This window comes from Amycolatopsis sp. CA-211722, from assembly GCF_056828465.1.
In genome coordinates, this window is the sequence record NZ_CP184752.1 from 6061261 (window position 1) to 6087242 (window position 25982).

The window sequence follows — 25982 nt, forward strand, 5'->3', positions numbered from 1 at the left end:
CCGGAGCGGGAGACCGTTCCGGCCCCTTTCACGTCCGGGCGGTCACTCCCGCCACGGCCAGCCGGAACAGCCGGTCCGCCTGTGCGGCGGGATCCGGGTGCTGCTCGGTGGCCAGGACGATGCCGACGATCAGCGTGATGAGATCGGCGACGGTGACCTCCGGCGCCACCACGCCGTCCCGCGCGGCTCGCCGCAGGAGCGGATCCCCGGCTTCCTCGATGGCGGCGGAACACGAGTTCTCGTGCGTGGGGCCGTCGTAAGAGAGCGCGGCGGCCAGGCCACGGGCGGAGACGCAGTAGGCGACCACCTCGTCGAGCCAGGTCAGGAGCGCCTCGCGGCTGTCGTCCTCGGCGGTCAGTTCGGCGGCCCGGGCGCACAGTGCCGCGATCCGGTTCGCGGAAACGGCCTCCAGCAGGGCCCGGCGGGTGGGGAAGTGGCGCCGGACGGTCGCCGAGCCGACGTTGGCGGTCCGCGCGATCTGCTCCAGGGAGGCCCCGGAGCCGTGGGCCGCGACCTCCTCCTCGGCCACGGCGAGGATCCGCGCGTAGTTGCGCCGTGCGTCGGCACGCAGGCCGTCGGACATGTCTTCACCTCGGAGTTTGCGTAAGTGGCGGGCCCCGCCATATTGTAGCGGACGATAAGTGGCGGGCCCCGCCACTTAGTCGACCGAAGGAGTTCCCATGTCCTCAGCACCCGTTTTGGTCACCGGCGCCACCGGCAGGCAGGGCGGTGCGACCGCGCGTGCCCTGCTCGCGGCCGGTGTTCCCGTCCGCGCGCTGGTGCGCGACCCGGCCAGGGCGAAAGCCGTCGAAGCGCTCGGTGCCGAACTCGTCGTCGGCGATCTCCACGACGTCGATTCCGTGATCCGGGCGGCGAAGGGGGCGCGTGCCGTCTTCTCGGTGCAGATGCCGGGTATCAGCGCCGACGGATTCGACTTCGCCGGCGAGGTGACTCAAGGCGTCAATCTCATCGAGGGCGCCAAGGCGGCCGGGGTGCCGCAGTTCGTGCACACCTCCGTTTCGGGTGCCGGCCGCCACGTCGAGGCGGACGGTTGGGCCGAAGGGCGCTGGACGTCGATGGAACCGACGCTGGGTGCCAAGGCCGCGATCCAAGACCGGCTCCGTGAAGCCGGATTTCCCTGGTGGACCCTGCTCAAGCCGGGTTTCTTCATGGAGAACTTCCTGCCCGGGATGAAGTTCCTCTTCCCGCGCGGTGTCGACGGCGGTCTGGTGAGCGTCATCAAGCCGTCGACGTTCCTTTCGCTGGCGGCCGTCGACGACATCGGTGCCGCGGCCGCCGCGGTCATCGCCGAACCGGAGCGGTTCACCGGTGTCGAACTGGAGCTGGCGAGCGACTTCCTGAGCATGGCGGAGATCGCCGGAATCCTGTCCGAGGTGCTGGGTGTCCGGCTGGCGGCACCGGACATGACCGTCGAGCAGGCGGTCGCCGCCGGGATGCCGCCGATGGGTGCCTCGCACGAGTGGCTGAACGTGGTCGGCCAGCCCGGGCGTCCGGACCACGCGCGGGAATTCGGTCTCCCGCTCACCGGATTCGCCGACTGGGCGCGGAAATACCTTGCGTAGTGCGTGATCGTAGAGGCATGCGCGTCGATCGTCTGCTGGACCATCTCGACCGCGAGGACCCCGGCGGCGTCCTCGGGTTGTACCTCTACGGTTCCGCCGCGGCGGGCGGGCTCAAACCGGACAGCGACGTCGATCTGCTGCTGGTCACCCGCCGCTCGCTCGGCGAGCCGGACCGGGCCGCGCTGGTGTCCCTGCTGCTGGAGGTTTCGGGATGGCGTGGCCACGCCGCCCGATTCCCCGGCGCGGCGGGCCGCCGTCCGATCGAGCTGACCGGGATCGTGGCGGGGGACAGGCCGTCGCGCAGGGATTTCCAGTACGGGGAATGGCTGCGAGAGGACTTCGTCCAGGGCCGTCTTCCCCGGCCTGCGGAGGATCCCGACGTCGTGATCCTCGCGGCCACGGCCCATGCGGCGCATCGCGTCTTGCGCGGTCCCGCGCTCGCGGAGCTCGTCGATCCGGTGCCAAGGGACTCGCTCCGCGACGCGGCGCTCGGCGTCGTCCCCGGTCTGGTGTCCGAGATCGAAGGCGACGAACGCAATGTCCTGCTCACCCTCGCGCGCATCGTCTTGACCGTCGAGACGGGCGCCATCGTCTCGAAGGACGCCGCGGCGGAGACCCTGGCGCCGGCTCTCGACGGCGAAGGCCGCGCCTTGCTCGAGCGCGCGCGGGCGGGCTACCTCGGTACGGCTTCCGATGACTGGACCGGACTTTCGGCCGAGGTGGCCTCGCTCGCGCGTGCGCTCGCGACCCGGGCGAGGGGCGTCCGGCGAAGCTGAACAGTGCTCCGCGTAACGCCGCGCACGGGAAGAATCATGGATGAGCACCCCACTGCTCTCGGTCGAGTCGGCCGCGCGCTAGTTGACAAGTCCTATAGGTGACTAGTCTACTAGCGGCATGGTTCTCTCCCGCCTCATCCTGGGGTTGCTCGCCCTCGCACCCATGACCGGCTACGACCTCAAACGCCATTTCGAGTCGACCGTCGGGCATTTCTGGGCGGCGGACAAGGCGCAGATCTATCGCACCCTCGCCCGGCTCGTCACCGACGGGCTCGCCGAGGTCGAGAAGGTGGCCGGCTCCGGGGCGCCGGACCGGCAGGAGCACCGCATCACCGCCGCGGGGCGGACGGCGCTCGCCGAATGGCTGGCGAGTGAGCCCGAACGTCAGGTCGACCGCGATCCGTTCCTCGCGCGGGTGTTCTTCGGTGCGGACCTCGACGACGACGCCTTCCGTTCCCTGCTGGCGGTCCGTCGCGAGGCGACCCGGACGCGACTGGAGCGGTTCGAACGGACGCGGGCGGAGGCGGGCACGCCCGACCGGGCGGCGCGCCTGCGACTGTCCACACTGGACAACGGGATCGCGCACCTGCGTACCGAACTGGTCTGGCTCGACTCGCTCGAAGAGGAGCTCGCGTGAACGCGTTCCCCGAGGTGCACACCGCCGCGACGGCCACGGCGGAGCGGCCGGTGGTGCTGCTGCACGGCGGCAACGTCGCGAACTGGATGTGGGAGCCGCAACTTTCCGCCTTCGACGATCGGACGGTGCTCACCCCGGACCTGCCGGGCTTCGGCGAACGGGTCGGCGAGGACTGGCCGGGGCTGGACGCGGTGGCGGACGACGTCGTCGCGAGAGTGACCGGGCATGGTATCGACGGTCCGTTCGATCTCGTCGGGCTTTCCCTCGGCGCGCTCACGGCGTTGCGAGTCCTGGCGCGGCACCCGGACCGGGTGAGTTCGGCGTTCCTGACGAGCGCGCCGCTCCTGCCCGCCGGTCCCGGAATGCGCTTGTACTGTGGGCTGCAGGCGGCGTTCTCGCGAGCTCGCTGGTACTGGCGCGCCCAGGCGGCCGTCTTCGGGCTCCCTGGGGACGCCCGCGTCCGGTATGTCGAGCACGGTCTCTCGGTGCGCCGCGAAACCGCTTCGGCGATGGCCGCCGACGTGTGCGCGGGCGGGGTGCCCGCGGAAGTGCGCCGCTACACCGGGCCGCTGCTCGCGATAGCGGGGGAGAAGGATTCCGCCGCGGTGCGACGCTCGCTTTCGGAAATCGCGCGGGCCGCGCCCCAGGCGCGGTCGCGGCTGGCGCCGGGAATGCACCACATCTGGAACGTGGAGGACCCGGAACTGTTCAACGGAGTCCTTCGGGCCTGGCTCGGGGGAACCGTGGATTCGCGGCTGGTGAACCGGCCGGCGGCTCGACGCTGAGAGTCAGAGCACCGGGATCTCCGCCCACACGGTTTTGCGTCCCGCGCCGGCGATCACGCCCCACCGGGCGCTGATCGCCTCGACCAGTGCCAGTCCTCGCCCGCGGGGGCTCGCCGGGTCCGCTTTGGTCACGCGGTACGGCCGCAGACGCGGCCGGTGGTCGTCGACCTCGACGCGGACGACGTCCCGGCCGGAGGGTACGGAGACCCTGAGCTCGGCGACGCCGTCCGCGTGTTCGTGCGCGTTGGTGATCAGTTCCGTGGTCAGCAGTTCGGTGTCCGCGATGGTCGCTCGGCCGACCTCGCTCAGCCGCTCTCGCAGCCAGGCCCGGATCTCCCCGAGCGGCGGGGCGATGCCGGCGGGAAATTCGTAAGCCTGTCGTGTTCTCGTGATACCCACGCGTTCTCCTTAGCGGGTTTCCCAGCTTGGCCAAGAGCATGGGCGCAGTCGGGAGATACCCACCGGGCGCGGGATTCACACGTGGGAACTCCCGGCGATCGCGGTGACCCTGATCTCGACCCGCATCCCCGGCGCGCCGAGGGCCGGGACGCCGGTCTCCGTCCAGATCGGCGCGCGGTCGCCCATGTGCTCGCGGAACTGCTCGACCATCACGCGGTTGTGGGTCTCGCCGAGGAAACCGGGGGTCTCCGGAACGTGATACGAGTTCACGGCGATGACGTCACGCCAGGTGGCGCCCGCCGTGGCGAGCGTCCGCTCGACGTTCTCGAAAGCCTTGACGATCTCCTCCTCCAGCGACTCGGGGAAGTTCAGGTCGTCGTCCCAGCCTCCTTGCCCCGAGATCTCGACGCGATCGCCGACGCGCACCGCCTGGCTGTAGCGCATCACCTTCAGCTGCCGGTCGCCGTAGCCGGGCGTGGCGAAGAACTCCGGCTGGGTCATGATGGATCCCTTCGTTGACTTCATGCTTGAAGTCAAGCTAGCACGATTTAACTTCACGTGTGAAGTCGCCGGGTTCTGGGTAAGGTTCCGCCATGGCCGCCCCGGACCCCGACGAAGCGCTCTGGCTGAACCCTGCCGAAAAAGAGGCGTGGACCGGGCTGGTCTCCCTCGTCCTCCTGCTGCCGGGGCGGCTCGAGTCGCCGCTGCAGCACGACGCCGGGCTGACGCTGTTCGAGTACCTGACCCTCAGCCATATTTCGGAGGCCCCGGACCGGCGGCTGCGGATGAGCGAGCTGGCCTACCTCGCCAACGGCTCACTCTCACGTCTGTCCAATGTGGTCAAACGCTTCGAGCAGCGGGGCTGGGTGGAGCGGACACCGGATCCCGCCGACGGCCGGTACACGCTCGCCAGGCTCACCGGCGACGGCTACGACGTGGTCGTCGCGGCCGCGCCCACGCACGTCCGATCGGTGCGGGAGCTCGTCCTCGATCCCTTGACCGAGGAGGATCAGCGGGCACTGGCCAGGATCGCCGCCAAACTGCGGACGCGGCCCGCCGACCTCGCTTAGGTACTTCGAGGCGGTCGATCGTGCGCGCGAAGGTACCTTGTGCCCGCGCTCCGGACTCTGGTCCCCTGACTGGGTTCAGTTCACACGAAGAGGGGGAACTCTCGTGTTCAAGAAAACACTCGCCGTCCTGTCGGCGCTTTCGATCGCGCTCCTGGGGCTCGCGGGAACGGCGCAGGCCGGGATCGTGCAATGGTCCGACGGTTACGAATCGAACCCCCACGGCGTATGGGAGCGGGGAATTCAAGGCGGTGACGGGCATTCCTGGTTCGACATCGGCATGGGAGTGGCGCGGACCGGTAACAACAACGGCTGGCTCTTCGCGGACCACGGCTGGTCGGCGATGAGGACCCCGAAGTCACTCGCCGGCTTCCCGGCGAATCGATCGAATTGCGCCGCCGCGATTTACGCCGACCCGGTCGGTGGTGGAGCGAACATCGGCCTGGAGATCTGGGATCCCCATGGCTGGCGGAAAATCTCCCAGACGGTGAAGTGGATCGACGACCGGGCGGGCTATCAGCTCATCACACTGGCCGGTCTCGATCTGAACGGCGTGGGTACCGTCTATCTCCAGCCGATCTACGGCAACAACGGCGGGCCGGCGAAGTACGTCCGCTTGGACGACGCGATCATCCAGTGCGTCTACTGACCGGGCGCACGAGGTCTCGTTCCGGTATCGACCGGCGGGCGACGTTGCGACATTCGGTGCGGATTCGGCGATGAAATCAGATTTCCGCCCGGCGAAATGATCACGGAGCACGCCGAAATATCCGGCGCCTCTCACGCTGGAGAGTGAGAGATGCCGAAAACCCTTCGGCTGGACGGCGTAATGCGGACCTGGTCCGCGTAGCCCGGATTCGCGGTAACAGCCCGTTGGGCGCCTTGACACCGGCGCCCGGGTGAAGCCCGGCCCTCGCGCTAACGAAAAGCGAAGCATTCCGTCTTCTCCACCGAGCCCACAGGAATTCCGGCTCAGGCCGGGTCTCGAAAGGGAAGTCCATGTCACGAAGACCAACACTCGTCGTCCTGGCCGCCGTTTCGGCGATGCTCGCTTCCACCGCGGTCGCCGCCGCGGCTCCGCCGGGAGTCGATCCGGCCACGCTCGACCTCACGCTGAACGCGGGGCAGAGCACGACCGTGACCAAGAACGTGACGACCTCGGCCGTGCCGCCGAACCCCGATCTCGTCCTGCTCGCGGACACCACCGGCAGCATGGGCGGGCCGATCGGCAACGTGCGGACGAACGCCGGCGCCATCACCGGTGACGTCCTCGCCGCACAGCCGACCGCCCAGTTCGGTGTCGCCGAGTACAAGGACTTCACCGACTCGGTGCCGTTCAAGGTCAATCAGGGCATCACGGGGGACACGACCGCCGTGCAGGCGGGGATCAACCAGTGGGCGGCCTCGGGCGGCGGGGACACGCCCGAGGCGAACCTGAACGCGCTCTACCAGCTGGCCACCGGCGCGGTCTCGTTCCGGCCGGACGGCACCCGCATCATCGCGTGGTTCGGCGACGCGCCGTCGCACGACCCGAGCGGCGGGCACACCCTGGCCCAGACCATCGCGGCGCTGCAGGCGGCGAAGATCCGCGTGGTCGCCGTCAACGTCGGTGCCCTCGACGCCACGGGCCAGGCTTCCGCCATCACCTCGGCCACGGGCGGGGTGCTGCTGAACAACGTCCCGGCCGGTCAGGTCTCCCAGGCCATTCTCGACGGCATCAAGGCCATCGAGGTCACGGTGACCCCGAAGGTGACCAGCTGCGATCCGCAGCTCACCGTCACCAACGACCCGGGCAGCGTCAAGGTGGCCAGTGGAGGGGTCGCCACGTTCACCGAGACGATCAAGGCCGCGGCCGGTGCCGCTCCCGGCACCTATCAGTGCGTGGTCGACTACCAGGTCGACGGGGCTTCGCGGGGATACATCGAGACCACCACCGTGCGCGTGCTCGGCCTGAGCATCAACGACGTGACCGTCGGTGAGGGCTCCGGCGGTGCGCAGGTGCCCGCCACGTTCACGGTGTCGCTGCTCGGCGGCCCCAGCCCGAATCCGGTGACGGTCCAGTACGCGACCGCCAATGGCACCGCGTCCGCGCCCGCCGACTACGCGGCGGCGAGCGGGACGGTCACGTTCGCCCCGGGGCAGACGACCAGACCGGTGACCGTCCTGGTCAACCCGGACACCGTCGACGAGCCGAACGAGACGTTCACGGTGAACCTGTCGGCCCCGTCGGGCGCCGGTCTCCTCGACCCGGCCGGGGTCGGCACGATCGTCGACGACGACCGTGACGGTGTCTTCTCCTGCACCGGCACCGCGGCGAACGTCCTCGGGGTGACCGCGGCGCGGGCGAATCCGGCGAACCTGCCTTGCGCCGACGACAGCAGCACCGTCGCCGCCGCGACGCTCAACGCCGGCCTCATCAAGGTCGACACCAAGGTGCTGACCGCGTCGACGGATCTCACGCCGGACGACCAGTCGGCGGCCCCGGCCGCGGGCGATCGCGCGCTGGCGTCGGCCAAGATCGACAAGACGGTGATCAGCACGCTCGGGCTGACGGTCGAACTCGGCGTGATCCAGTCGCAGGCGACCGCGACCTGTCAGCCGTCTCCGGGCGGGCTCGCGCCTGTACTGGCGGGCAGTTCGAACGTCGCCTCGCTGAAGATCAACGGTGAGTCGATCACCGTGGGCTCGGCGCCGCTGACCATCCCGCTGGTCATCGGTTCGCTGAAGCTCAACGGCCAGACCGTGGCGAACGGCGTGGTGAAGCAGCAGGCCGTGGCCTTGGACACCGCGCTCGCGAAGATCGTGCTCGCGGAGTCCCAGGCCGACGTGCACGGAACCTCGGCGCATCCGGCCGGCAACCCCTGCCGTCGCTGAGCCGCTGAATCCCGCCGGGACGGACGGAACCTCGTCCGTCCCGGCGGGTTCGCTCAGGGAAGGGCCTTCACCGCGGCCGCGGTGGCGTCGGCCAGGAGCTTGTTGTCGATCTCGGCGTCCTTCTCGGCCCGGTCGGTCAGCACCGAGAGGACGATCGGCGCCCGGTTCGGCGGCCACACGACCCCGATGTCGTTGCGCGTGCCGTAAGCCGCCGTTCCGGTCTTGTCCGCGACCGCCCAGCCGGGCACGCCGGCGCGGATGTTCTGGTCGCCGGTGGTGTTGGCGCGCATCATGTCGACGAGGATCTTGCGCTTGTCCTCGGGGAGGGCGTCGCCGAAGGCGAAGGCGCGCAGGCTCACGGCGAGGGCACGGGGCGTGCTGGTGTCCCGGTCGTCGCCGGGCGCCGTGTCGTTGAGCGCGGGTTCGATCCGGTCGGCGTGGCTCGTGGTGTCGCCGATCCCGCGGAACACCGCGTTGAGCCCTTCGGGGCCGCCGAGTTCGCGGAAGAGCAGATTCCCGCCGGTGTTGTCGCTGTACCGGAGGGTCGCGTCCATGACGGCGCGCAGCGGCATTCCCGTCGCCACGTGTTTCTCCGTGACCGGCGAGTTCACGACCAGGTCCTCGCGCTCGTAGGTCACCGTGCGGTCCAGTTCGGCGACCGGTGTCCGCTGCAGGACACCTCCGGCGCTGAACACCTTGTGCGTCGAGGCGTAGGCGAACCGCTCGTCGGCGCGGAAGGCGACCTCGCGGCCGGTCGCGGTGTCCACCGCGTACACCCCGAGCCGGGCGCGATAGCCGCGTTCGAGCTGTTCGAAGTCGGCGCGCCCGGTCGCCGCGACCGGAGTAGCGGCGACCGGCGGCGGCTCTGGGGCGGGTGTGGAACACGCGGCGAGTGAAGCGACCGAGAGCGCCAGCAGGGCGGCCCAGCGGCGAGAAGTGACGGACATGCACGCAGTCTGTCCGGCACCGATCATGCTGTCCAAGACACGAACGACCTCTTTCATGCAGTATCGACATAGTATGTGGTCGTGGACCTGATCGGGAGCTGCCGGGCGTTCGTGAGCGTGAGCGAAGCCGGGACCTTCACCGCGGGAGCCGCGATCGCGCGCATCCCGCAGCCGGTGGCGAGCCGCCGGATCGCCGCGCTGGAACGGCATTTCGGCGAGCGGCTGTTCGACCGCTCCATCCGTCGCGCCGTGCTCACCCCGTTCGGCCGTGACATGCTGCCTTCGGCGAAACGGCTGGTGGCGCTGGCCGACGCGATGGAGCACGACGCGCAGCGAGCCAGGCTGCGGCCGATGCGGCTGGCGATGCCGGACACCTGCACGGTCCGCGAGCTCGCCGAACTCGACGCGGCGGCGCGAGCGCTGGACGTCTTCCTCGAGTTCCGGCAGGCGCCGCCGGGGGAGCGGGCGGAACTCGTGCGCACCCAGGAGGTCCGCGCGGCGCTCACGGCCGTTCCCGCCGAAGAGGGCACCTGGACGGTGCCGCTCGGGCTGGCGGGCGGGGGCAGGCCGCGGGCGAGCGTCCTCCACCTGGAAACGCTGCGCGTCGGCCGGTCCGGCCGGTCGCCCCGCCGGGTCTGGATCCAGCCCGAGGACGACGTGCCGCATATCCGGGATCGCCTCTTCCGCGTCCGTGACTCGGTGGGTTTGCGGCCCGCGCAGGTGTCCGTCGCCGACGCGCTCACCGCGGCCGCCGCGGCGGTGTTCGGTTCGGACGATCTGCTGCTCTGCTCGGCGGCCCAGGCCACCGGCCTCGGCCTGAACTGGCGGCCGATCGGCGAGCTCCGGCTCGCGCGTGGCTTCGAGATCACGGCGGGGCCCGGCGAGGACACGCAGCGGCTCCGGGCACGATTGTGGCCGGACATCGCCCGGTGTCTCGGCGCGGAGGAGACGACATGAACACGGAGACCCTGCTCCTCGGGCTGCGCGCCGAACTGGACGACGGCGGCCTGCGCGGTTCGTTCCTCGTGCGCGATCTGCGGACCGGACACGAGATCGGCATCGACCCGGATCTGGAGTTCCCGAGCGCTTCGCTGGTGAAGATCCCGCTCGCCGCGGCGACCCTGGAGCGGATCCGCCGGGGCGAACTGGACGGCTCCGCGCCGATCGACGTCGAGCCTGGACGGGCCACCGCCCCGGGACCGACCGGGCTGACGCGGTTCCGGCATCCGGCCAGAGTGGCGATCGACGACCTGCTCTACCTGACGATGGCCATCAGCGACGAGACCGCCGCGGACGCGCTCTTCGCGCTGACCCCGCCCGCCGAGGTCACCAGGATGACACGCGAATGGGGTGTTTCCGGGATCACCGCGCGGCATCCGGCCGCGGACCTCAGCGATACGCCGGCCGAACGGTTCGCCCCGGCCGACGTCCACCTCGCGCACGCGCTCGCGATCAACGCGGGCACCGCCGGGCGAGGCCATCCCGTTCCGCAGCTCGACGTCACGCGCGCGAGTTCCGGTTCGGCCCGCGCGTTCGCGAACCTTCTCGAAGCGCTGTGGACACCGTCCAAAGTGGACGCAGAGGTGGCGGCACGGGTGCGTGAACTCATGGGACTGAACCTGCTGCGTCAGCGGCTGAGCCCCGATTTCGTCTCCGACGCCACGAAATGGTCGTCGAAGACCGGCACGGTGCTGAACCTGCGGCACGAGGTCGGGGTGGTCGAACACGCCGACGGCGGGCGGTACGCGATCGCCGCGCTGACCGGATCCCGGGTGCCCGCCGCGATCCAGCCGGAGGCCGAAGTGCTGATGGCCCGCGTGGCGCGGGCGCTGCGGGATCACCTGCGCGAAGGGTGATGTCACGTTCTTCGCGCCTGTCCGGTTCTCAAGGGGGAAGAACCGGCGAAGTGGAGGATCGGCATGAAGGTAGTCATCGTGTGCGTTTCGGTGTCCCACGGCAACACGGCGAGGGTCGCCGACGCACTGGCGGAGGTTCTCGGCGCCCGCGTCGTCGGCCCGGAGGAGATAGACCCGGCCGACCTGGAATCCTGTGACCTCGTGGGTTTCGGCTCGGGGATCTTCGGCATGGACTTCCATCCGCGCTTGCGGCGCTTCGTCGAGGAGATGCCGTCGAAGTGGCGGAGCAAGGCGTTCGTGTTCACCACCAGCGGGTTGCCCGAACCGCCGTTCCGGCGCTACACCCGCGGGCTGGCACGGTCGCTCGGTCGCAAGGGATTCGAGGTGGTGGGCACGTTCTCGTGCCGGGGTTTCGACACCTGGCTGCCGTTCAGGCTCGTCGGGGGTATCGGCAGGAACCGGCCCGGTACGGCCGATCTCGAAGCGGCGCGACGGTTCGCCGAGGGGCTCTGCGGGTGACGCGCCGCGTTTGCGCGCCGTCCGGCGTGGGTATCAGCGGCGCGTGCTCGATCATTCGTCTTTCCCGGAACTGGAGGACCAGCGTCTCGTCGTCGACTACGACGACGCGGACGACCCGGTCCTGCTCCGCGCCGACGGCTCGCCGATCGACACGTGGCGGGAGAACTACCCGTACACGACGCGGATGTCGCGCGAGGAATACGACGTCGTGAAACGGTCGCTGCAGATCGAACTGCTGAAACTGCAGTACTGGATCAAGGACACCGGCGGCCGCATGGTGATCCTGTTCGAGGGGCGCGACGCGGCGGGAAAGGGCGGCACCATCAAGCGGTTCACCGAACACCTCAACCCGCGCGGCGCGCGAGTGGTGGCGCTGAGCAAGCCCACCGAACGCGAGCAGGGGGAGTGGTATTTCCAGCGCTACGTGAACCATCTGCCCACCGAGGGCGAGATCGTGCTGTTCGACCGATCCTGGTACAACCGCGCCGGCGTCGAACGGGTGATGGGGTACTGCACGGACGAGCAGTACGAGCGCTTCATGCGGCAGGCGCCGACGTTCGAGGAGATGCTCGTCGACGACGGGATCGTCCTCGTCAAACTGTGGTTCTCGGTGTCGAGATCCGAGCAGCGGACCCGGTTCCTCATCCGGCAGGTCGACCCGGTGCGGCAATGGAAGCTGAGCCCCAACGACATCAAGTCGCTCGACCGCTGGGACGCCTACACCGAGGCGAAGGTCGCGATGTTCCGGTCGACCGACACGGAGATCGCGCCGTGGACGGTGGTCAAGAGCAACGACAAGAAACGGGCGCGCGTCGAGGCGATGCGCAGCGTCCTCGCTCGCGTGGACTACGCGGACAAGGACGAGGCCGCCGTCGGCGACCCGGATCTGAAAATCGTCGGCGCCGCGGCGACCCTGCTGGAGGAGGGGGAGGACGAGGCGTCGCTGAGCCCGACCCCGATCGCGCCGTTGCCGGACCCCGACCACGGACCGGGCCTGCACCCGTAACTCGCGTGATCGAACACGTAACTCAGGTGATTGAAGGCGTAACTCGCGTGATCGAACACGTAACTCGCGTGATTGAAGGCGTAACTCACGAGTCACCGACCCGTACGGCAAATGTGGCGTGCTCGGGCGCTTGCTGGATGTCGGCTTCGGTGTCGCGAAAGCCACTCTCGGGACACGCGACGTCGCGAAAGCCACTTTCGCGACATGTCCGAGCCTTCTGACGCCCACAAGGACCGCACCACCTGTGGCGAAGGGAACCTTCCTCGCGTGCGACGAGGGGAAAGCTCCCTTCACCTCGCCGATCACCTCGAGCACCGGACTCGCCACCCGGCAGGACACCTCTGATCACGCGAGTTACGCCTTCAAGCACGCGAGTTACGCCTTCAAGCACGCGAGTTACGCCTTCAAGCACGCGAGTTACGCCTTCAAGCACGCGAGTTACGGCTTCAAGCACGCGAGTTACGCCTTCAAGCACGCGAGTTACGCGGTGTCGAGATCCTGCCATGTCGGGTATCCGCCAGCTTCCGGCCGTGTGGGAAAGCTGATCACCCGTCTTTACTTCACGTACGGACGTCGGGGGCTCCTGTCGAAAGGGATCATGGTGATCAGTAGTACGAGAAAGACGCGGAGGGGCGCGGTGGCCGTGGTCGCCGGTGCGTTCCTGGCCTCCGGCCTGGTGCCGGCCCCGGCGGCGGGTGCGGCACCCGCGGCCAAGGCGGAGCCGGACACCGCGGTGCTCGCCGGCGCGCTGACGAAACAGGCCGTGGCCTGGGGCGAGTGCTCGTTCCCCTCCGTCGCACCGGCGACGGAAGCCGAGCTGAAGAAGGTCAAGGGCCTCGCCTGCGCCACCGTCCAGGTGCCGCGCGACTGGCACGACCCGCAGGACGGCAACACCATCGGCGTCCGCGTCTCCAAGACCGCGACCGCCTACCCCGGCACCGGCAGGCAGGGCATCGCGCTGGTCAACCCCGGCGGGCCCGGCGGCGAAGGCCTCCCGTGGGGCGCCGCGATGGCGATGCGCAGCCCCGTGCTGGCCGCGCAGTACGACTTCGTCGGTTTCGACCCTCGCGGCGTCGGCCAGAGCACCCCGCTGACCTGTAGCTACACCGTCCCGGACAGCACGGATCAGACCGTGATCAGCCGGGCGAAGGTCGAGGGGTGCCTGAAGAACCCGCTGACGAAGTTCATCACCACCGAGCAGACCGCGTACGACATGGACTTCATCCGGGTGCTGCTCGGGGAGAAGAAGACCAGCTACATCGGTTACTCGTACGGCACGTGGCTCGGTACCTGGTACGCCACCGCGTTCCCGTCGAAGGCGCACCGGTTCCTGCTCGACTCGTCGACCGACGCGAGCCGCTCGACGCTGGAGAGGACCTGGGACCTCCAGCCCCGCAGCCGTGACCGCCAGTTCCAAGAGGCGCTGCTGCCCTACGTCGCGCGCAACGACGCCAAGTACAAGGCGGGCACCGATCCGCTCGAGATCCGCCGCAACTGGGAGAAGGCGGGCGGCACCCGGGAATTCGCGGGCATGCTCTACGCCGCGTGGTTCATCATCCCGGCGATGTACGACACGAGCCAGTACCCGTCGGCGGCCTCCATGGTGGCCGTGCTGGCGAAGGCGCCGGCCCCCACCGGGACCGATGCGGAGAAGCTGGAGCAGGTCGTCGCGAAGGCTCTCGCCACTCCCGGGCTGACCGACGCGAACAAGGCGTTCCTGAACAAGGCCAAGGGCAACGCGCTGGAGGCCATCGCGAAGAAGGACTCGGTCGAGCGCAAGGCCTCCTACCAGGGTGGCGCCGAGGTCGAGACCTGGGACGCCGCGTTCGAGGCGATCCGTTGCCAGGACGGCCAGTGGAACCAGAACCTGCACTACTGGAACTACTGGCAGGCGGACCTGACCGTGAACGCGCCGTTCATCGCGCCGATCATGGCCCTGTCGGGCGCGCCGCTGTGCGCGTTCTGGCCGACCACCAACGCCAAGCCGGCGCCGGACGCCAAGACGTTCCCGAAGGTGCTGATCGCGCAGACCGAACTCGACGCGGCCACGCCGTACGAGGGCGCGCTCGCCACCGCGAACGGCCTGCCGGGCGCCAAGATGATCAGCGTCGACAACGAAGGCAGCCACGGGATCTTCCCGTACAACACCGACTGCGTCGACGACCCGATCGTCGCCTACTTCCAGACGGGGTTCACGCCCAGGAAGAAGTTCACCGGCTGCCAGGGCCTGCCGCTGCCGGGTGAGGACAAGACGGTCGAGGTCGGCGGACACCTCGGGCACGACGGGAAGATCAAGATCAAGATGATCACGCCCGAGGTGCGCAAGGCGAACGAGATCGTCCGTGAGCTGCTGGAAGGCGCCGCGACGCCGGAAGCGGACGAGAAGGGCATGCCCGCCAACGCCTAGTCCCTGGCGGTGCCGGCGAGAGGCTCCCGCGGTTCGCGGGAGCCTCTTCGGCGTGATCTGTGACGCTTTCGTTATCGGTTCACGCGCACGATCCCGCGCCTTTCCCCCTCAAGACCTGTGAGCGGAACCAGCCGCTCCGCCAGGCGTGACATCGATGTCACGCCGATCGATCCCGGGGTGGGGGAGGAGAAGCGTCATGCTCGCCGAGTCGCGGGGCCTGTCGATGGAGGCCGAGCAGGTGTACCGGGCCCTTCTGGACGGGCGCCCGATCACGCCGGGCGCCGAGCTGGCGGAGCTGGAGCGGTTCGGCCTGATCCGGGCAGGCGCGTCCGGGGTGGAGGTGTGCCCGCCGCGTGCGGCGCTGTCGGCGTTCGCGGCCCAGCACGAGGCGGCGGCGATCCGCGCGCGGGAAGCGGCCGAGGTACTCGGCGCCGCCTATTCGCTGCGCACGGGCCGAGACGCGGACTTCGTCGAGGTGCTGCGCAGCCGGGACGAGGTGATCGCCACCTTCGAAGCGATGCAGACCCAGGCGGGTGCCGACATCGTCGCGCTGGACCCGGGGTCGTACATGAGCCCGAAGGCCGAAGTGAGCACGGTGCAGCCCGGTTCGATGGCGCGCGGCATAGCGTACCGCGTCGTCTACGACTCGTCCGTGCTGCACGACGACGGATTCGCCCAGGTGCAGTCGAGTATCGCGCTCGGGGAGCAGGCGAGGGTGTTCCCCGGCCTGCCGCTGAAGCTGGTGATCGCCGACAGCAACCGGGCGCTGATCGCGGTCCCGAATTCCGACGCCGGTGACGTCCTCGCCCTGCTGATCCATCCGTCGATGCTGCTGAGCGCGCTGATCGAGTTGTTCGCGTCGTTCTGGCGGATGGCCGTGCCCGTGCGGGCGGGCGGCCCGGACGACGCCGAAGCGGCGCGGGAACCGACCGTCGCCACCCGCCGCCTTCTCGCGCTGCTGAGCGGAGGGCTGACCGACGAGGCGATCGCGCGCGAACTCGGCATCAGTGAGCGCACGGTGCTCCGGCGGATCAGCCGGTTGCAGGAACAGCTCGGCGCGCGGACCCGCTTCCAGCTGGGAGCGCAGGCTTCGCGCCAGGGCTGGCTCTGATCGTCTCGTGAGTGGTAAGGACGGTTAGAACCGTCCTTACCACTCACGAGGAGTCGGCGCCGGCACCGAAGTTCGTGCCGAAGTGACAAGCGGAGTGCCCCCTTTCTCACGTCCCCGTGAGCACGTCCGCGCTTTCGGCGGCGTTCCATCATCCTTTCATTGACACTCTTCCCGGCACGTCCATACAGTTCCGGGCAGATAAAGAACGGTCTCCGGAATGGAATCCGCTTTCGGCAACGGCGCCGTTCCGAATTCACCCGCTCCTGTACGAGTCGTCACAACGAGGGGCCATGGAAACCATTTCGGAATCGGTCGTCGCCGCCTGCGGGCCGGACGACGCACGCGGCGGGGAGTCGTTCGCGACGCTGCTGAGGTACTGGGCGTGGCGGCTCGGCGACGACGGCGCGGTGACCTACCTAGACCATCGTGCCGGGGCCGACGGCCGCGCGATCACCCTGTCCTGGCGCGAACTCGACGACCGGGTCGACGCACTCGCCACCCGGCTGACCGGGTTCACGGGCCCGGGTGACCGGGCCGCGATCCTGGCCCGCCAGTCGGTCGACTACGTCGTCGCTTTTCTCGGCGCGATCCGCGCCGGGCTGATCGCGGTCCCGCTGTTCTCCCCGAGCCTCCCCGGGCACGCGGGCAAGCTGGCCGCCGTGCTCGCCGACTGCGCGCCGAGGGTCGTGCTCACCACCACCGACGGACTCGAAGACGCCGCCGGTTTCCTTTCCTCGACGGAATTCGAGCGGCCCGCCGTGCTCGCCGTCGACACCACTGCTCCGGTCGCGGCCGGTGATCGCTCCTGGCCGCGACCGGAACCGGACGGAGTGGCGTACCTGCAGTACACGTCCGGTTCCACCCGAACGCCGGCGGGCGTGATGCTGACCCACCGCAACGCGCTGACCAACGCCCGTCAGGCTTGCGACGCCTACGCGATCGAGACCGGGACGACGTCGACCGTCAGCTGGCTGCCGCTTTTCCACGACATGGGCCTGATCCTCGGGATCGGCGCCCCGCTGGCGGCGGGCGCGGCGTCGGTCCTGATGGATCCGCACGCGTTCCTGGAACGGCCGTCGCGGTGGCTGCGCGCGCTCTCGGCCAGCCCCGGCGCGATCAGCGCGGCACCGAATTTCGCCTACGCCTACGCCGCTTCCCGGGTCACCGAGGCCGAGAAGAGCTATCTCGAACTGAGCCGGGTCGTCTCGCTGATCAACGGCAGCGAGCCGGTTCTTCCGTCGACCATCGCGAAGTTCCACGGCGCCTTCGCGGAATGCGGGCTGCGTCCGGAGGTGCACCGCTCCTCCTACGGGCTGGCCGAAGCCACGGTGCTCGTCTCCGTCACGGAGGCGGGCAAAGCGCCACGGCAGATCGCCTTCGACCGCGACCGGCTCGCCGCCGGACTCGCGGCCCCCGCGGTGCCCGGCGCGGCCTCCACCACGCTCGTCTCCTGCGGATTCCCGGCGGGGCAACGGATCCGTATCGCCGACCCGGTCACCGGCGCGCTGGTCGAACCGGGCCGGGTGGGTGAGATCCAGGTCAACGGCCCGAACGTCGGCGTGGGCTACTGGGGACGGCCCGCCGCTTCCGCCGGCGTCTTCGGCCTGCCACCGATCGACCCGGACTCCGGCGCGGGCTGGCTCGCGACCGGCGATCTCGGCGTGCGGTACGAAGGCGAACTGTTCATGACCGGCAGGCTCAAGGACCTCGTCATCGTCGACGGCCGCAACCACTACCCCCAGGACGTCGAACAGACCGTTGAGACGCATCCCGCGGTCCGGCCGCATTCCGCCGCCGCGTTCGCGATCGAGCGCGAAGACGGCGAAGCGGCGGTCGTGCTCGTGGAGCGAGCCAAGGGGAGCGAGGCCGATCTCGCCGTGGCGTCGGCGGAGATCCGGAGGGCGGTCTCGGCCGCGCACGGTCTGCGGCCGCATGACGTCGTCTTCCTCGCTCCGGGCGAGGTGCCGCGCACCTCCAGCGGCAAGATCAGCCGTGCGTCGTGCCGGAAGTCCTATTCGGACGGTTCGCTGACCGCGCGGCGGCTCGGGTGACCGCGGAGATCCGTGCCTGGCTCGTCGCGCGGGTGGCGGAGCGGACCGGTTCGCCCGCGGACCACGTCGATCCGGACCGGCCGCTGCACGAGAGCGGGCTTTCCTCGCGGGAGTCGATGGAGCTGGCGGCGGAGCTGAGCCGGTACGTGGGCCGTACGTTGCCGCCGACCCTGGTGTGGCAGTACCCGACCATCACCGCCCTCGCCGAGCGTCTGTCCACAGTGGAGGAATTCGCGGACGCCAGCGGAGAGGCCCGCGAAGAGGAACCGATCGCGATCGTCGGCCTCGGCTGTCGCCTGCCCGGCGGCGTGGATTCCCCGGAGGGCTACTGGCGGCTCCTGGACGCCGGACGGGACGGCATCCGGGAAGTTCCGGACGATCGCCGGGAGATGTCCGCGCGTGGCGGATTCCTCGGCGACATCGCCGGTTTCGACGCCGAGTTCTTCGGGATCACGCCTGGCGAGGCCGAAGCGATGGATCCCCAGCAACGGATGCTGCTCGAAGTGGCGTGGGCGGCGCTGGAGCACGCCGGTATCCCGCCGTCCACGCTGAGGGGGAGCCGGACCGGGGTGTTCGTCGGGCTTTCGGCTGGCGAGTACGGCCACCTGACGATGGCCGATCCCGCCGTCGTCGACGTCTGGTCCGCCACCGGCGCCGCGACCAGTATCGCCGCCAACCGGTTGTCGTACCTGTTCGACCTGCGCGGGCCCAGTCTCACCGTCGACACCGCGTGCTCGTCCTCGCTGGTCGCGGTGCATCAAGCGATACAGAGCCTGCGCCGCGGCGAATGCGGGACGGCCCTCGCCGCCGGGGTGAACCTGCTGCTCTCACCGGCGGTCACCGCGTCCTTCCAGCGGGCCGGCGTGCTGGCTCCGGACGGGCACTGCAAACCGTTCGACGCGGCCGCCGACGGCATCGCCCGAGGTGAGGGCTGTGGCGTGATCGTGCTCAGACCGCTGAAGGCCGCCCGCCGCGCGGGCGACCGGGTGCTCGCGGTGATCCGCGGCAGCGCGGTCAACTCCGACGGCCGGTCCAATGGTCTCGTCGCGCCCAGTCCCGGCGCGCAGGCGGACCTGTTGCGGGACGCGTACGCGGCGGCGGGAGTCGATCCGTCCTCTGTGGACTACGTGGAGGCGCACGGGACCGGGACCGAGGTGGGGGACCCGATCGAGGCGAGCGCGCTCGGCGAGGTGCTCGGAGCCGGACGTGAACCCGCCCGGCCGCTCCTGATCGGCTCGGTGAAGGGGAACCTGGGCCATCTGGAGGGCGCGGCCGGGATGGCCGGGCTGATCAAGGTCGTCCTCGCGATGGTCCACCGGCGGCTGCCGCCGACCCCGCATCACCACGAACCCAGCCCGCATGTCGATTTCGCCGGGCTCGGCCTCCGGGTGGTGGACACCGGGACGGACTGGCCGCGTTACTCCGACGTCGTGCGCGCCGGGGTCTCCGCGTTCGGATTCGGTGGCACCAACGCCCACGTGGTCCTCGAAGAATGGCCCGCCGCGTCGTTCGCCGTTCGCGGGACGGAGACCGGGCGCCCGCGGATCTTCGCGCTGTCCGCGCGCTCGGCCGAGGTGCTCCGGGCGCGGGCCGCCGATCTGGCGGACTGGCTGGAGGATCCCGCCCACCGGCCGGTCCCGCTCGACGCGGTCGCCGCGACCTTGGCGCGCGGCCGCGAGCACCTGCCCATCCGGGGCGCGGTCGTCGCGGCGGAACGCGACCGGGTGGCCGCCGCGATGCGGGAACTGGCCGCCGGACGCGCTGGCGCCGTCCTCGGTGAAGCCAGACCCGTGCCCGGCGTCGTGTTCGTCTTCTCCGGCTATGGTTCCCAGGGGCCGGAGATGGGCCGTGTCCTGCTGCGTACCGAGCCCGCGTTCCGGGCGCAGGTGGAGGCACTCGATCCGGTGTTCCTGGCCGATGCCGGATTCACCCTGAGCGAGGTGTTCTCCGGCGCGCGTGACGTGCCGGATCTCGCGGCGACACAGCTCGCGTTGTTCGGCATGCAGCTGGCCCTCGCCGGGCTCTGGCGCGCGCACGGTGTCGTCCCGGCCGCGGTGCTCGGGCATTCGATGGGCGAGGTCGCGGCCGCCGTCGTCGCGGGGGCGCTGGACGTCGCCGACGGCCTTCGCGTGATGGCCACCCGCGCCCGGCTGCTGGCCGAGGTCGACGCGTCCGGCGACGGCGCGATGGCGGTGGTCGAGCTGTCTCCGGCCGAACTCGCCGACCTGGAAGCGGACTTCCCCGGGATCACCGTCGCGGTCTACGCCTCACCGGTCCAGTGCACCGTCAGTGGCGGCGCAGAACAGGTCGAGGCGCTCGTGTCGCATGTCGAGGGCCTCGGCAGGCTGGCGAAGCGGCTGCCGGTCGGGGGTGCGGGTCATTCCGAAGCCGTCGACGCCGTCCTGGGCCGGTTCCGCGCGGAGCTCGGCGGCCTTTCCCCGCGACCGGTGGAGATCCCCTGCTACAGCAGCGTTCTCGACGATCCACGAAGGTCGGTGGTGTTCGACGTCGAGTACTGGGCGGCGAATCTGCGCCATCCCGTGCGCTTCAGCCAGGCGCTGGCGTCGGCGACCGCCGACGGCTACGGCGTGTTCGTCGAGATCTCGCCGCATCCGGTGGCACTGGCCGCGATCGAGCAGAGCACCGGCGCGCTCGCGCTCCCGACGGCGAGCCGCAAGAGCGACGAGGCGGTGACGTTCCTGACCACTCTCGCCCGGCTCCACACCCTCGGGCTGCCCGTCGTGCTCGACGACGGTGGCTCCCGCCCGCTTCCGGTCGAACTGCCCGGCCCGCGCTGGCGGCACCGGCGGTTCTGGCCGCGGCGCCCGGCGACGCGGACCGCCGGGGCACATCCGTTGCTCGGTGTCCACATCGAACAGCCGACCGGAGGCGGGCATCTGTGGCGCGCCGACGTCGGGACCGAGGCGCTGCCGTGGCTGGCCGACCACGCGGCGATGGGTGTCCCGCTGTTCCCCGCCGCCGGATTCCTGGAACTCGCGCTCGCGGCGGCGAAAACGGTGTCGCGCCCCGGTGGCCGGCTCCGCATCGGCGGTCTCGAACTGCACCGGGTCCTCCCGCTGGAAGCGCACACCGAGGTGACGACCAGCCTGAGCGCCGGGAGCGTGGACGTCTACGCGCGGTCCGCGGACGGCGGCTGGGTGCGGCACGCCACCGCCCGCGTCCGCGACGGCGACACCGCGGTGGTGCCGTTCGGCCCGGTCGGCGACGACGCCCGGCCGGTCGACCTCTACCAGGTGCTGACCGGGATGGGGCAGGGCTACGGTCCCGCTTTCCGTGCGCTGCGCGACGCGTTGGCCGAGCCAGGCCGGGCCTCGGCGTCGATCACGCTGCCCGCCGACGACCCGGCCTACCTCCTGCATCCGGTGATCGCCGACGCCTGCCTGCACGCGCTGGCCGCCGCGGCCGGGGACGCGCTGCGCGAAGCCGACGGCGTGTTCCTCCCGTTGACCCTGGGCGAAGTCGTCCTCACCGGTGATCCGCGCCGCGGTGTCCGGGTCGACGCGGTCCTGGACTCGCTCGACCCGGCGGGTGACGGTCTGGTCGGCGGTGTCCAGCTGGTCGACGCGGACGGCGTTGTCCTCGTCGAGTTCCGCGAGGTCTACTGCCGCCGGTTCCAGCGTTCGGCGCTGCCGGTGCCCATGGCGGACCTGCTGTTCGAAACGGTCTGGCGGGAGGCTGGCCTGCCCGTCGCGGCTCCGGGTTCGCGCCGCTGGGTCGTGCTGCACGAAGACGCCCCGTGGCTGACGGCGTTGCGTGACCGGCTCACCGAAGCAGGCGACGAGCTGGTGACGGTCCGGCCAGGGGACCAAAAGGCGCTCGCGGAAGCCCTGAGCTCCCGTGAGGTGGCGGGAGTCCTCGTCTGGTCCGGCACTTCAGGGCCGGATCCGATGAGCGCGGCACGGAGGCTCGCCGAGTTGCCTCTCGCCGAACTGGTCGAAACCGCGCCGCGGTTGTGGCTCGTCAGCGCGGGTGCGTCGGCCGTCGAACCCGGCGAGCGCGGCGACCCCGGCCAGGCGTGGCTGCGTGGACTGGTCCGCGTCCTCGCCTTCGAACATCCCGAACTGCGCGCGAGCCAGGTGGACTTCGGCACCGAACCGGACCCAGCCAGGCTGGTGGCGGAGATCCGCGCGGACGCGCCGGACGACGAGATCGCCTGGCGCCAGGGCATTCGGTACACGAAGGTGCTGGCCCGCCCGACGCTCGGCGAACCCGGCCTGGAGTCCGTGGTGCGCGAGGGCGCGTACGTGATCACCGGTGGGCTCGGCGGCCTGGGCCTGGTCGCGGCGGACTGGCTGGCCGGACGCGGCGCGACCAGGCTCGTGCTCTCCGGACGGCGCGGTGCGAGCCCCGCTGCCGAACCGCTGCTGGCGGATTTGCGGGCGCAAGGCGTCGACGTCCGCGTGGTGACGGGGGATATCGCGGAGCCGGGGACGGCCGAAGCCCTGGTCGCGGCGGCGACCGAGGGAGGCATGCCGTTGCGTGGCGTGCTGCACGCGGCCGGTGTGCTGTCCGACGGGGCAGCCGTCACCCTCGACCAAGACGCCGTGGAGGCGGTCTGGCGCGCGAAGGCGCTGGGGGCATGGCGAATGCACGAGGCGACGGCCGGACACGAACTCGACTGGTGGCTGACGTATTCGTCGGCGGCCGCGCTGTTCGGCTCGCCGGGGCAGACCGCCTACGCCACCGCGAACGCCTGGGTGGACGCCCTCGTCACGTGGCGCCGCGCCGCGGGATTGCCGGCGGCGACCATCGGCTGGGGAGCCTGGGGCGAAGCGGGAGCGGCCGTCGGCAGCCGAAATCCCGTGCTCGTACCGCTCGGCACGGAGGAGGCCCTGGCGGCGATGGACGCCGTGCTGCGCCGTGACCGCGAGTCGACCGGGATCGCCAGGGTCGACGCCGGGACCGTCCTCGCCCTCTTCCCCCGGCTGGCCGGACGGCCGTTCTTCGAGATCCTGGTACCAGGGGAGGAACCGGCGGCCGGACCGTCCACTTGGGACGGCTTGGACGCGCTGCGGGCGGTCCTCCCGGAAGCCGCCCGAGAGATGCTGGCCGACCACCTCGCCGGGCTCGTCGCCGGGATGCTCGGCCTCGACGCGGACGAGATCGACCGGCGGACGCCGCTCACCCGGCTCGGCCTGGATTCGCTCGCCGCCCTGCGCGCCAAAGGAGTGGTGGAACGCGAGTTCGGGCTGGAACTGCCGATCCCGCTGCTGTTGCGGGGGGCGGGCCTCGCCGAAATCGCCGACCATCTCGCCGAGCAGGCGGGGTTCGGCACGCGAGACGCCGGGCCCGTTGCCCCGGTCACGGCCGTCGGGCCACGCGATCCCGCCGAACGCTGGATCGCCCGGCACTGGCGGGCGGAGCTCGGCGGCGCGGAACCCGGTGTCCACGAAGACTTCTTCGCCGCCGGTGGCGACGCCGAAGCGGCCGAACGGCTGCGGGCCGTGTTCACCGGGCAGCTGGGAGCCGTCCCCGAACGGCTCTTCACGACACCGACGATCGCCGCGATGGCCGATCTGCTGCGCGACGACATCGAAGGGCGCGGAGGCTGCCCGGTCCGGTCGTTGCGCGAGGGCGCCACGGACCCGGTGTTCCTGTTCCATCCGGCAGGCGGGCCGACGAGCGTCTACGAGGGGCTCGTCCGCCTGCTGCCCGACGGCAGAGCCGTCTACGGGCTCGAACGGATCGACGACGAGGACACCGTCGAAGACAAGGCCGAGTGCTACGCCGAGTTGATCCGCGAAATCCAGCCACGGGGCCCGTACCGGCTGGGCGGCTGGTCGTTCGGCGGCTGCCTCGCCTACGAGACCGCGCGGCGGCTGACCGCCGCCGGGGAACGGGTCGATCTCGTGTTCATGATCGACAGCATCCTGCCGCTGCCCGCGCCGGGGAAACCGGCTCAAGAGATCCTGCTGGACCGGTTCGACCGGTTCGCCGAGCACATCGAGCGCACCTACGGTGTCACGCTCGACATCCCGCGTGAAGAGCTCGCCAGGCTCGGCGACGAGGAACAGATCCGGCTGGTGATCGCCCAGCTGGCCGCGCGGGTGCCCGAGCTGGGCCACGGTGTGCTGCGGCACCAGTACGAGTCCTATGTGGACGCACGGGTCGCCGAACGGTACGAGCCGCGGTCCTATGCCGGGCCGGTACTGCTGCTGCGCGCGCAGGAGCCGCATCCGCTGACCACCACCCTCGATCCGCGTTACCTGCGCACCGACGACACCCTGGGCTGGGACGCCTTCTGCCCGGATCTTCAGGTCGTCCGGGTGCCGGGCGATCACCTGTCGATGATCGACCCGCCGCACGTCGAGGTGGTCGCCGCCGCCCTCGCCGCCCGGCTCGAGGAACCCAAGGCGGCGCGGTCGTGACCGACACGACGGCGTTCCGGATCGCCGATCTCGCCGCCCGGCGGGAAGACCTCCGGATCGCCGAGAAGAGGGCCGTCGACCGGCAGCACACCAAGGGCAAGCTGACCGCGCGCGAACGTGTCGAGCTGTTGCTGGATCCGGGTTCCTTCGTCGAACTCGACCAGTTCGCCCGGCATCGGTGCACCGAATTCGGGATGGACGCCAACCGGCCCTACGGCGACGGGGTGGTGACCGGGCACGGCACCGTGGACGGACGCCAAGTCTGCGTGTTCTCCCAGGACTTCACCGTGTTCGGCGGCAGCATGGGCGAGGTCTTCGGCGAGAAGGTCCTCAAGGTGATGGACCTGGCGATGACGCTGGGCTGTCCCGTGGTCGGGATCAACGACTCCGGCGGCGCCCGGATCCAGGAAGGCGTCGTCTCGCTGGCCTACTACGCCGAACTCGGCAGGCGCAACACGCTGGCGTCCGGCGTCATCCCGCAGATCTCGCTGATCATGGGCCCCTGCGCGGGCGGGGCGGTCTACTCGCCGGCGATCACCGACTTCACCGTGATGGTCGACGAGACCGCGCACATGTTCGTCACCGGGCCCGACGTCGTGCACGCCGTCAGCGGTGAACGGGTCACCGCCCAGCGGCTCGGCGGCGCCGCGGTGAACAGCGAGGTCTCCGGGAACGCCCACCACCGGGCCACCGACGAACACGACGCCATCGACTGGGTGCGGACCCTGCTCGGGTATCTGCCGTCCAACAACCTCGACACCGTCCCGGAATTCGCCGACGAGACCGCGCCCGAGGTCACCGCCGCGGACCTCGAACTCGACCGGCTGGTGCCCGACGCGCTGAACCAGGCGTACGACATGGCCGAGGTGATCGTCCGGCTCGTCGACGACGGTGACTTCATGGAGGTGCACAGCGGCTTCGCGCCGAACATGATCTGCGCGTTCGGCCGGGTGCGGGGCCGGACGGTCGGTGTCGTGGCGAACCAGCCGCGCCACCAGGCGGGCGTGATCGACATCGACGCCTCGGAGAAGGCCGCGCGGTTCGTCCGTTTCTGCGACGCGTTCGGCATCCCGATCCTCACCCTCGCCGACGTCCCCGGGTATCTGCCCGGCGAGGCGCAGGAACGGCACGGGATCATCCGGCGCGGCGCCAAGCTGATCTACGCCTACGCCGAGGCGACCGTGCCGAAGGTGACCGTGGTGATCCGCAAGGCCTACGGCGGGGGATACGCGGTGATGGGGTCGAAACATCTCGGTGCGGACGTCAACCTGGCCTGGCCCACCGCGGAGATCGCGGTGATGGGGGCCGAGGGCGCCGTGCGGGTGCTGCACCGGCACGAACTGGCCGCGCTGCCCCCCGACCAGCGGCCGGCCGAACAGCGACGGCTCACCGACGCGTACCGCGAACGCCATGCGAACCCTTACGTGGCGGCCGAACGCGGCTACGTCGATCAGGTCGTCACGCCGTCGCAAACCCGCCTTCAGGTGGCGAGGGCACTGCACGCGCTGCGAACCAAGCGGCAGACCCTCCCGGCCAAGAAACACGGAAACATCCCGTTGTGAGCGAGGAGAAACG

General features: G+C 70.4%; 20 protein-coding genes. 16 read left to right on the forward strand and 4 right to left on the reverse strand.

Annotated elements, in window-relative coordinates; all coding sequences use genetic code 11:
- Positions 1 to 28: 28 nt before the first annotated feature.
- Positions 29 to 583 (reverse strand): TetR/AcrR family transcriptional regulator, encoded by a 555-nt coding sequence (locus tag ACOCEP_RS28665; protein ID WP_482332167.1) that lies wholly within the window; start codon positions 581 to 583, stop codon positions 29 to 31.
- A gap of 97 nt (positions 584 to 680) precedes the next feature.
- Here ACOCEP_RS28665 and ACOCEP_RS28670 point away from each other — a divergent pair, with 97 nt between their 5' ends.
- The 4 genes from ACOCEP_RS28670 (at position 681) to ACOCEP_RS28685 (ending at position 3781) form a co-directional block, all read left to right on the forward strand.
- The gene (locus tag ACOCEP_RS28670) at positions 681 to 1583 is read left to right on the forward strand and encodes an NmrA family NAD(P)-binding protein (RefSeq protein WP_482332168.1); all 903 of its coding nucleotides are present in this window, start codon (positions 681 to 683) and stop codon (positions 1581 to 1583) included.
- A gap of 17 nt (positions 1584 to 1600) precedes the next feature.
- On the forward strand, positions 1601 to 2359 hold the full coding sequence (locus ACOCEP_RS28675; protein WP_482332169.1) for an aminoglycoside adenylyltransferase domain-containing protein: 759 nt from the start codon (positions 1601 to 1603) through the stop codon (positions 2357 to 2359).
- A gap of 118 nt (positions 2360 to 2477) precedes the next feature.
- Complete coding sequence (locus ACOCEP_RS28680) at positions 2478 to 2996, forward strand: PadR family transcriptional regulator (protein ID WP_482332170.1); 519 nt, start codon at positions 2478 to 2480, stop codon at positions 2994 to 2996.
- Entirely contained in the window at positions 2993 to 3781 is a 789-nt protein-coding gene (locus ACOCEP_RS28685; RefSeq protein ID WP_482332171.1) for an alpha/beta fold hydrolase, read from the forward strand. Before ACOCEP_RS28680 ends, ACOCEP_RS28685 begins: the two co-directional genes overlap by 4 nt.
- Before the next feature lie 3 nt (positions 3782 to 3784).
- Here the strand turns inward: ACOCEP_RS28685 and ACOCEP_RS28690 are convergent, their stop codons facing one another.
- Positions 3785 to 4180, reverse strand: a complete 396-nt coding sequence (locus tag ACOCEP_RS28690; protein ID WP_482332172.1) for an ATP-binding protein — start codon at positions 4178 to 4180, stop codon at positions 3785 to 3787.
- Positions 4181 to 4255: 75 nt separating this feature from the next.
- The gene (locus tag ACOCEP_RS28695; RefSeq protein ID WP_482332173.1) at positions 4256 to 4681 is read right to left on the reverse strand and encodes a Rid family hydrolase; all 426 of its coding nucleotides are present in this window, start codon (positions 4679 to 4681) and stop codon (positions 4256 to 4258) included.
- 92 nt (positions 4682 to 4773) lie between these two features.
- On the opposite strand from ACOCEP_RS28695, the gene ACOCEP_RS28700 reads away from it, so the two are divergent.
- From ACOCEP_RS28700 to ACOCEP_RS28710, 3 genes are all read left to right on the forward strand, one after another.
- Entirely contained in the window at positions 4774 to 5250 is a 477-nt protein-coding gene (locus ACOCEP_RS28700) for a MarR family winged helix-turn-helix transcriptional regulator (RefSeq protein ID WP_482332174.1), read from the forward strand.
- Between the two features lie 103 nt (positions 5251 to 5353).
- Positions 5354 to 5896 (forward strand): hypothetical protein, encoded by a 543-nt coding sequence (locus ACOCEP_RS28705; RefSeq protein ID WP_482332176.1) that lies wholly within the window; start codon positions 5354 to 5356, stop codon positions 5894 to 5896.
- Between the two features lie 350 nt (positions 5897 to 6246).
- Positions 6247 to 8121, forward strand: coding sequence for a Calx-beta domain-containing protein (locus ACOCEP_RS28710; protein ID WP_482332177.1), 1875 nt, complete (start codon positions 6247 to 6249; stop codon positions 8119 to 8121).
- Positions 8122 to 8174: 53 nt separating this feature from the next.
- On the opposite strand, the gene bla is transcribed toward ACOCEP_RS28710, so the two are convergent.
- Complete coding sequence (gene bla / locus ACOCEP_RS28715; RefSeq protein WP_482332178.1) at positions 8175 to 9068, reverse strand: class A beta-lactamase; 894 nt, start codon at positions 9066 to 9068, stop codon at positions 8175 to 8177.
- A 75-nt stretch (positions 9069 to 9143) separates the two neighbouring features.
- Here bla and ACOCEP_RS28720 point away from each other — a divergent pair, with 75 nt between their 5' ends.
- The 9 genes from ACOCEP_RS28720 (at position 9144) to ACOCEP_RS28760 (ending at position 25969) form a co-directional block, all read left to right on the forward strand.
- Positions 9144 to 10025 (forward strand): LysR family transcriptional regulator, encoded by an 882-nt coding sequence (locus ACOCEP_RS28720; protein WP_482332179.1) that lies wholly within the window; start codon positions 9144 to 9146, stop codon positions 10023 to 10025.
- Positions 10022 to 10924 (forward strand): serine hydrolase, encoded by a 903-nt coding sequence (locus tag ACOCEP_RS28725; RefSeq protein WP_482332180.1) that lies wholly within the window; start codon positions 10022 to 10024, stop codon positions 10922 to 10924. Before ACOCEP_RS28720 ends, ACOCEP_RS28725 begins: the two co-directional genes overlap by 4 nt.
- 63 nt (positions 10925 to 10987) lie before the next feature.
- The gene (locus ACOCEP_RS28730) at positions 10988 to 11443 is read left to right on the forward strand and encodes a flavodoxin family protein (RefSeq protein ID WP_482332181.1); all 456 of its coding nucleotides are present in this window, start codon (positions 10988 to 10990) and stop codon (positions 11441 to 11443) included.
- A gap of 10 nt (positions 11444 to 11453) precedes the next feature.
- Complete coding sequence (ppk2, locus tag ACOCEP_RS28735) at positions 11454 to 12449, forward strand: polyphosphate kinase 2 (RefSeq protein WP_482332182.1); 996 nt, start codon at positions 11454 to 11456, stop codon at positions 12447 to 12449.
- Positions 12450 to 12693: 244 nt separating this feature from the next.
- Positions 12694 to 14856, forward strand: a complete 2163-nt coding sequence (locus ACOCEP_RS28740; RefSeq protein WP_482332183.1) for an alpha/beta hydrolase — start codon at positions 12694 to 12696, stop codon at positions 14854 to 14856.
- A gap of 196 nt (positions 14857 to 15052) precedes the next feature.
- A complete protein-coding gene (locus tag ACOCEP_RS28745; protein WP_482332184.1) occupies positions 15053 to 15967 on the forward strand; it encodes a helix-turn-helix transcriptional regulator in 915 nt (304 codons plus the stop codon).
- Positions 15968 to 16257: 290 nt separating this feature from the next.
- On the forward strand, positions 16258 to 18018 hold the full coding sequence (locus ACOCEP_RS28750; protein ID WP_482332185.1) for a fatty acyl-AMP ligase: 1761 nt from the start codon (positions 16258 to 16260) through the stop codon (positions 18016 to 18018).
- Positions 18015 to 24407 carry an SDR family NAD(P)-dependent oxidoreductase gene (locus tag ACOCEP_RS28755; protein WP_482332187.1) on the forward strand — a complete coding sequence of 2131 codons (6393 nt, stop codon included), beginning with the start codon at positions 18015 to 18017 and terminating at the stop codon, positions 24405 to 24407. The genes ACOCEP_RS28750 and ACOCEP_RS28755 overlap by 4 nt, the downstream gene beginning before the upstream one ends.
- On the forward strand, positions 24404 to 25969 hold the full coding sequence (locus tag ACOCEP_RS28760) for an acyl-CoA carboxylase subunit beta (protein ID WP_482332188.1): 1566 nt from the start codon (positions 24404 to 24406) through the stop codon (positions 25967 to 25969). Before ACOCEP_RS28755 ends, ACOCEP_RS28760 begins: the two co-directional genes overlap by 4 nt.
- Positions 25970 to 25982: the final 13 nt, after the last annotated feature.

What these genes read in the sequence shown, in the direction of transcription:
- ACOCEP_RS28725 (WP_482332180.1), top strand. Translation starts at nt 10,022, where the DNA reads ATGAACACGGAGACCCTGCTCCTCGGGCTGCGCGCCGAACTGGACGAC.
- ACOCEP_RS28730 (WP_482332181.1), top strand. Translation starts at nt 10,988, where the DNA reads ATGAAGGTAGTCATCGTGTGCGTTTCGGTGTCCCACGGCAACACGGCG.
- ACOCEP_RS28710 (WP_482332177.1), top strand. Translation starts at nt 6,247, where the DNA reads ATGTCACGAAGACCAACACTCGTCGTCCTGGCCGCCGTTTCGGCGATG.
- ACOCEP_RS28675 (WP_482332169.1), top strand. Translation starts at nt 1,601, where the DNA reads ATGCGCGTCGATCGTCTGCTGGACCATCTCGACCGCGAGGACCCCGGC.
- ACOCEP_RS28745 (WP_482332184.1), top strand. Translation starts at nt 15,053, where the DNA reads ATGCTCGCCGAGTCGCGGGGCCTGTCGATGGAGGCCGAGCAGGTGTAC.
- ACOCEP_RS28670 (WP_482332168.1), top strand. Translation starts at nt 681, where the DNA reads ATGTCCTCAGCACCCGTTTTGGTCACCGGCGCCACCGGCAGGCAGGGC.
- ACOCEP_RS28665 (WP_482332167.1), bottom strand. Translation starts at nt 583, where the DNA reads ATGTCCGACGGCCTGCGTGCCGACGCACGGCGCAACTACGCGCGGATC.
- ACOCEP_RS28695 (WP_482332173.1), bottom strand. Translation starts at nt 4,681, where the DNA reads ATGACCCAGCCGGAGTTCTTCGCCACGCCCGGCTACGGCGACCGGCAG.
- ACOCEP_RS28680 (WP_482332170.1), top strand. Translation starts at nt 2,478, where the DNA reads ATGGTTCTCTCCCGCCTCATCCTGGGGTTGCTCGCCCTCGCACCCATG.
- ACOCEP_RS28700 (WP_482332174.1), top strand. Translation starts at nt 4,774, where the DNA reads ATGGCCGCCCCGGACCCCGACGAAGCGCTCTGGCTGAACCCTGCCGAA.
- ACOCEP_RS28750 (WP_482332185.1), top strand. Translation starts at nt 16,258, where the DNA reads ATGGAAACCATTTCGGAATCGGTCGTCGCCGCCTGCGGGCCGGACGAC.
- bla (WP_482332178.1), bottom strand. Translation starts at nt 9,068, where the DNA reads ATGTCCGTCACTTCTCGCCGCTGGGCCGCCCTGCTGGCGCTCTCGGTC.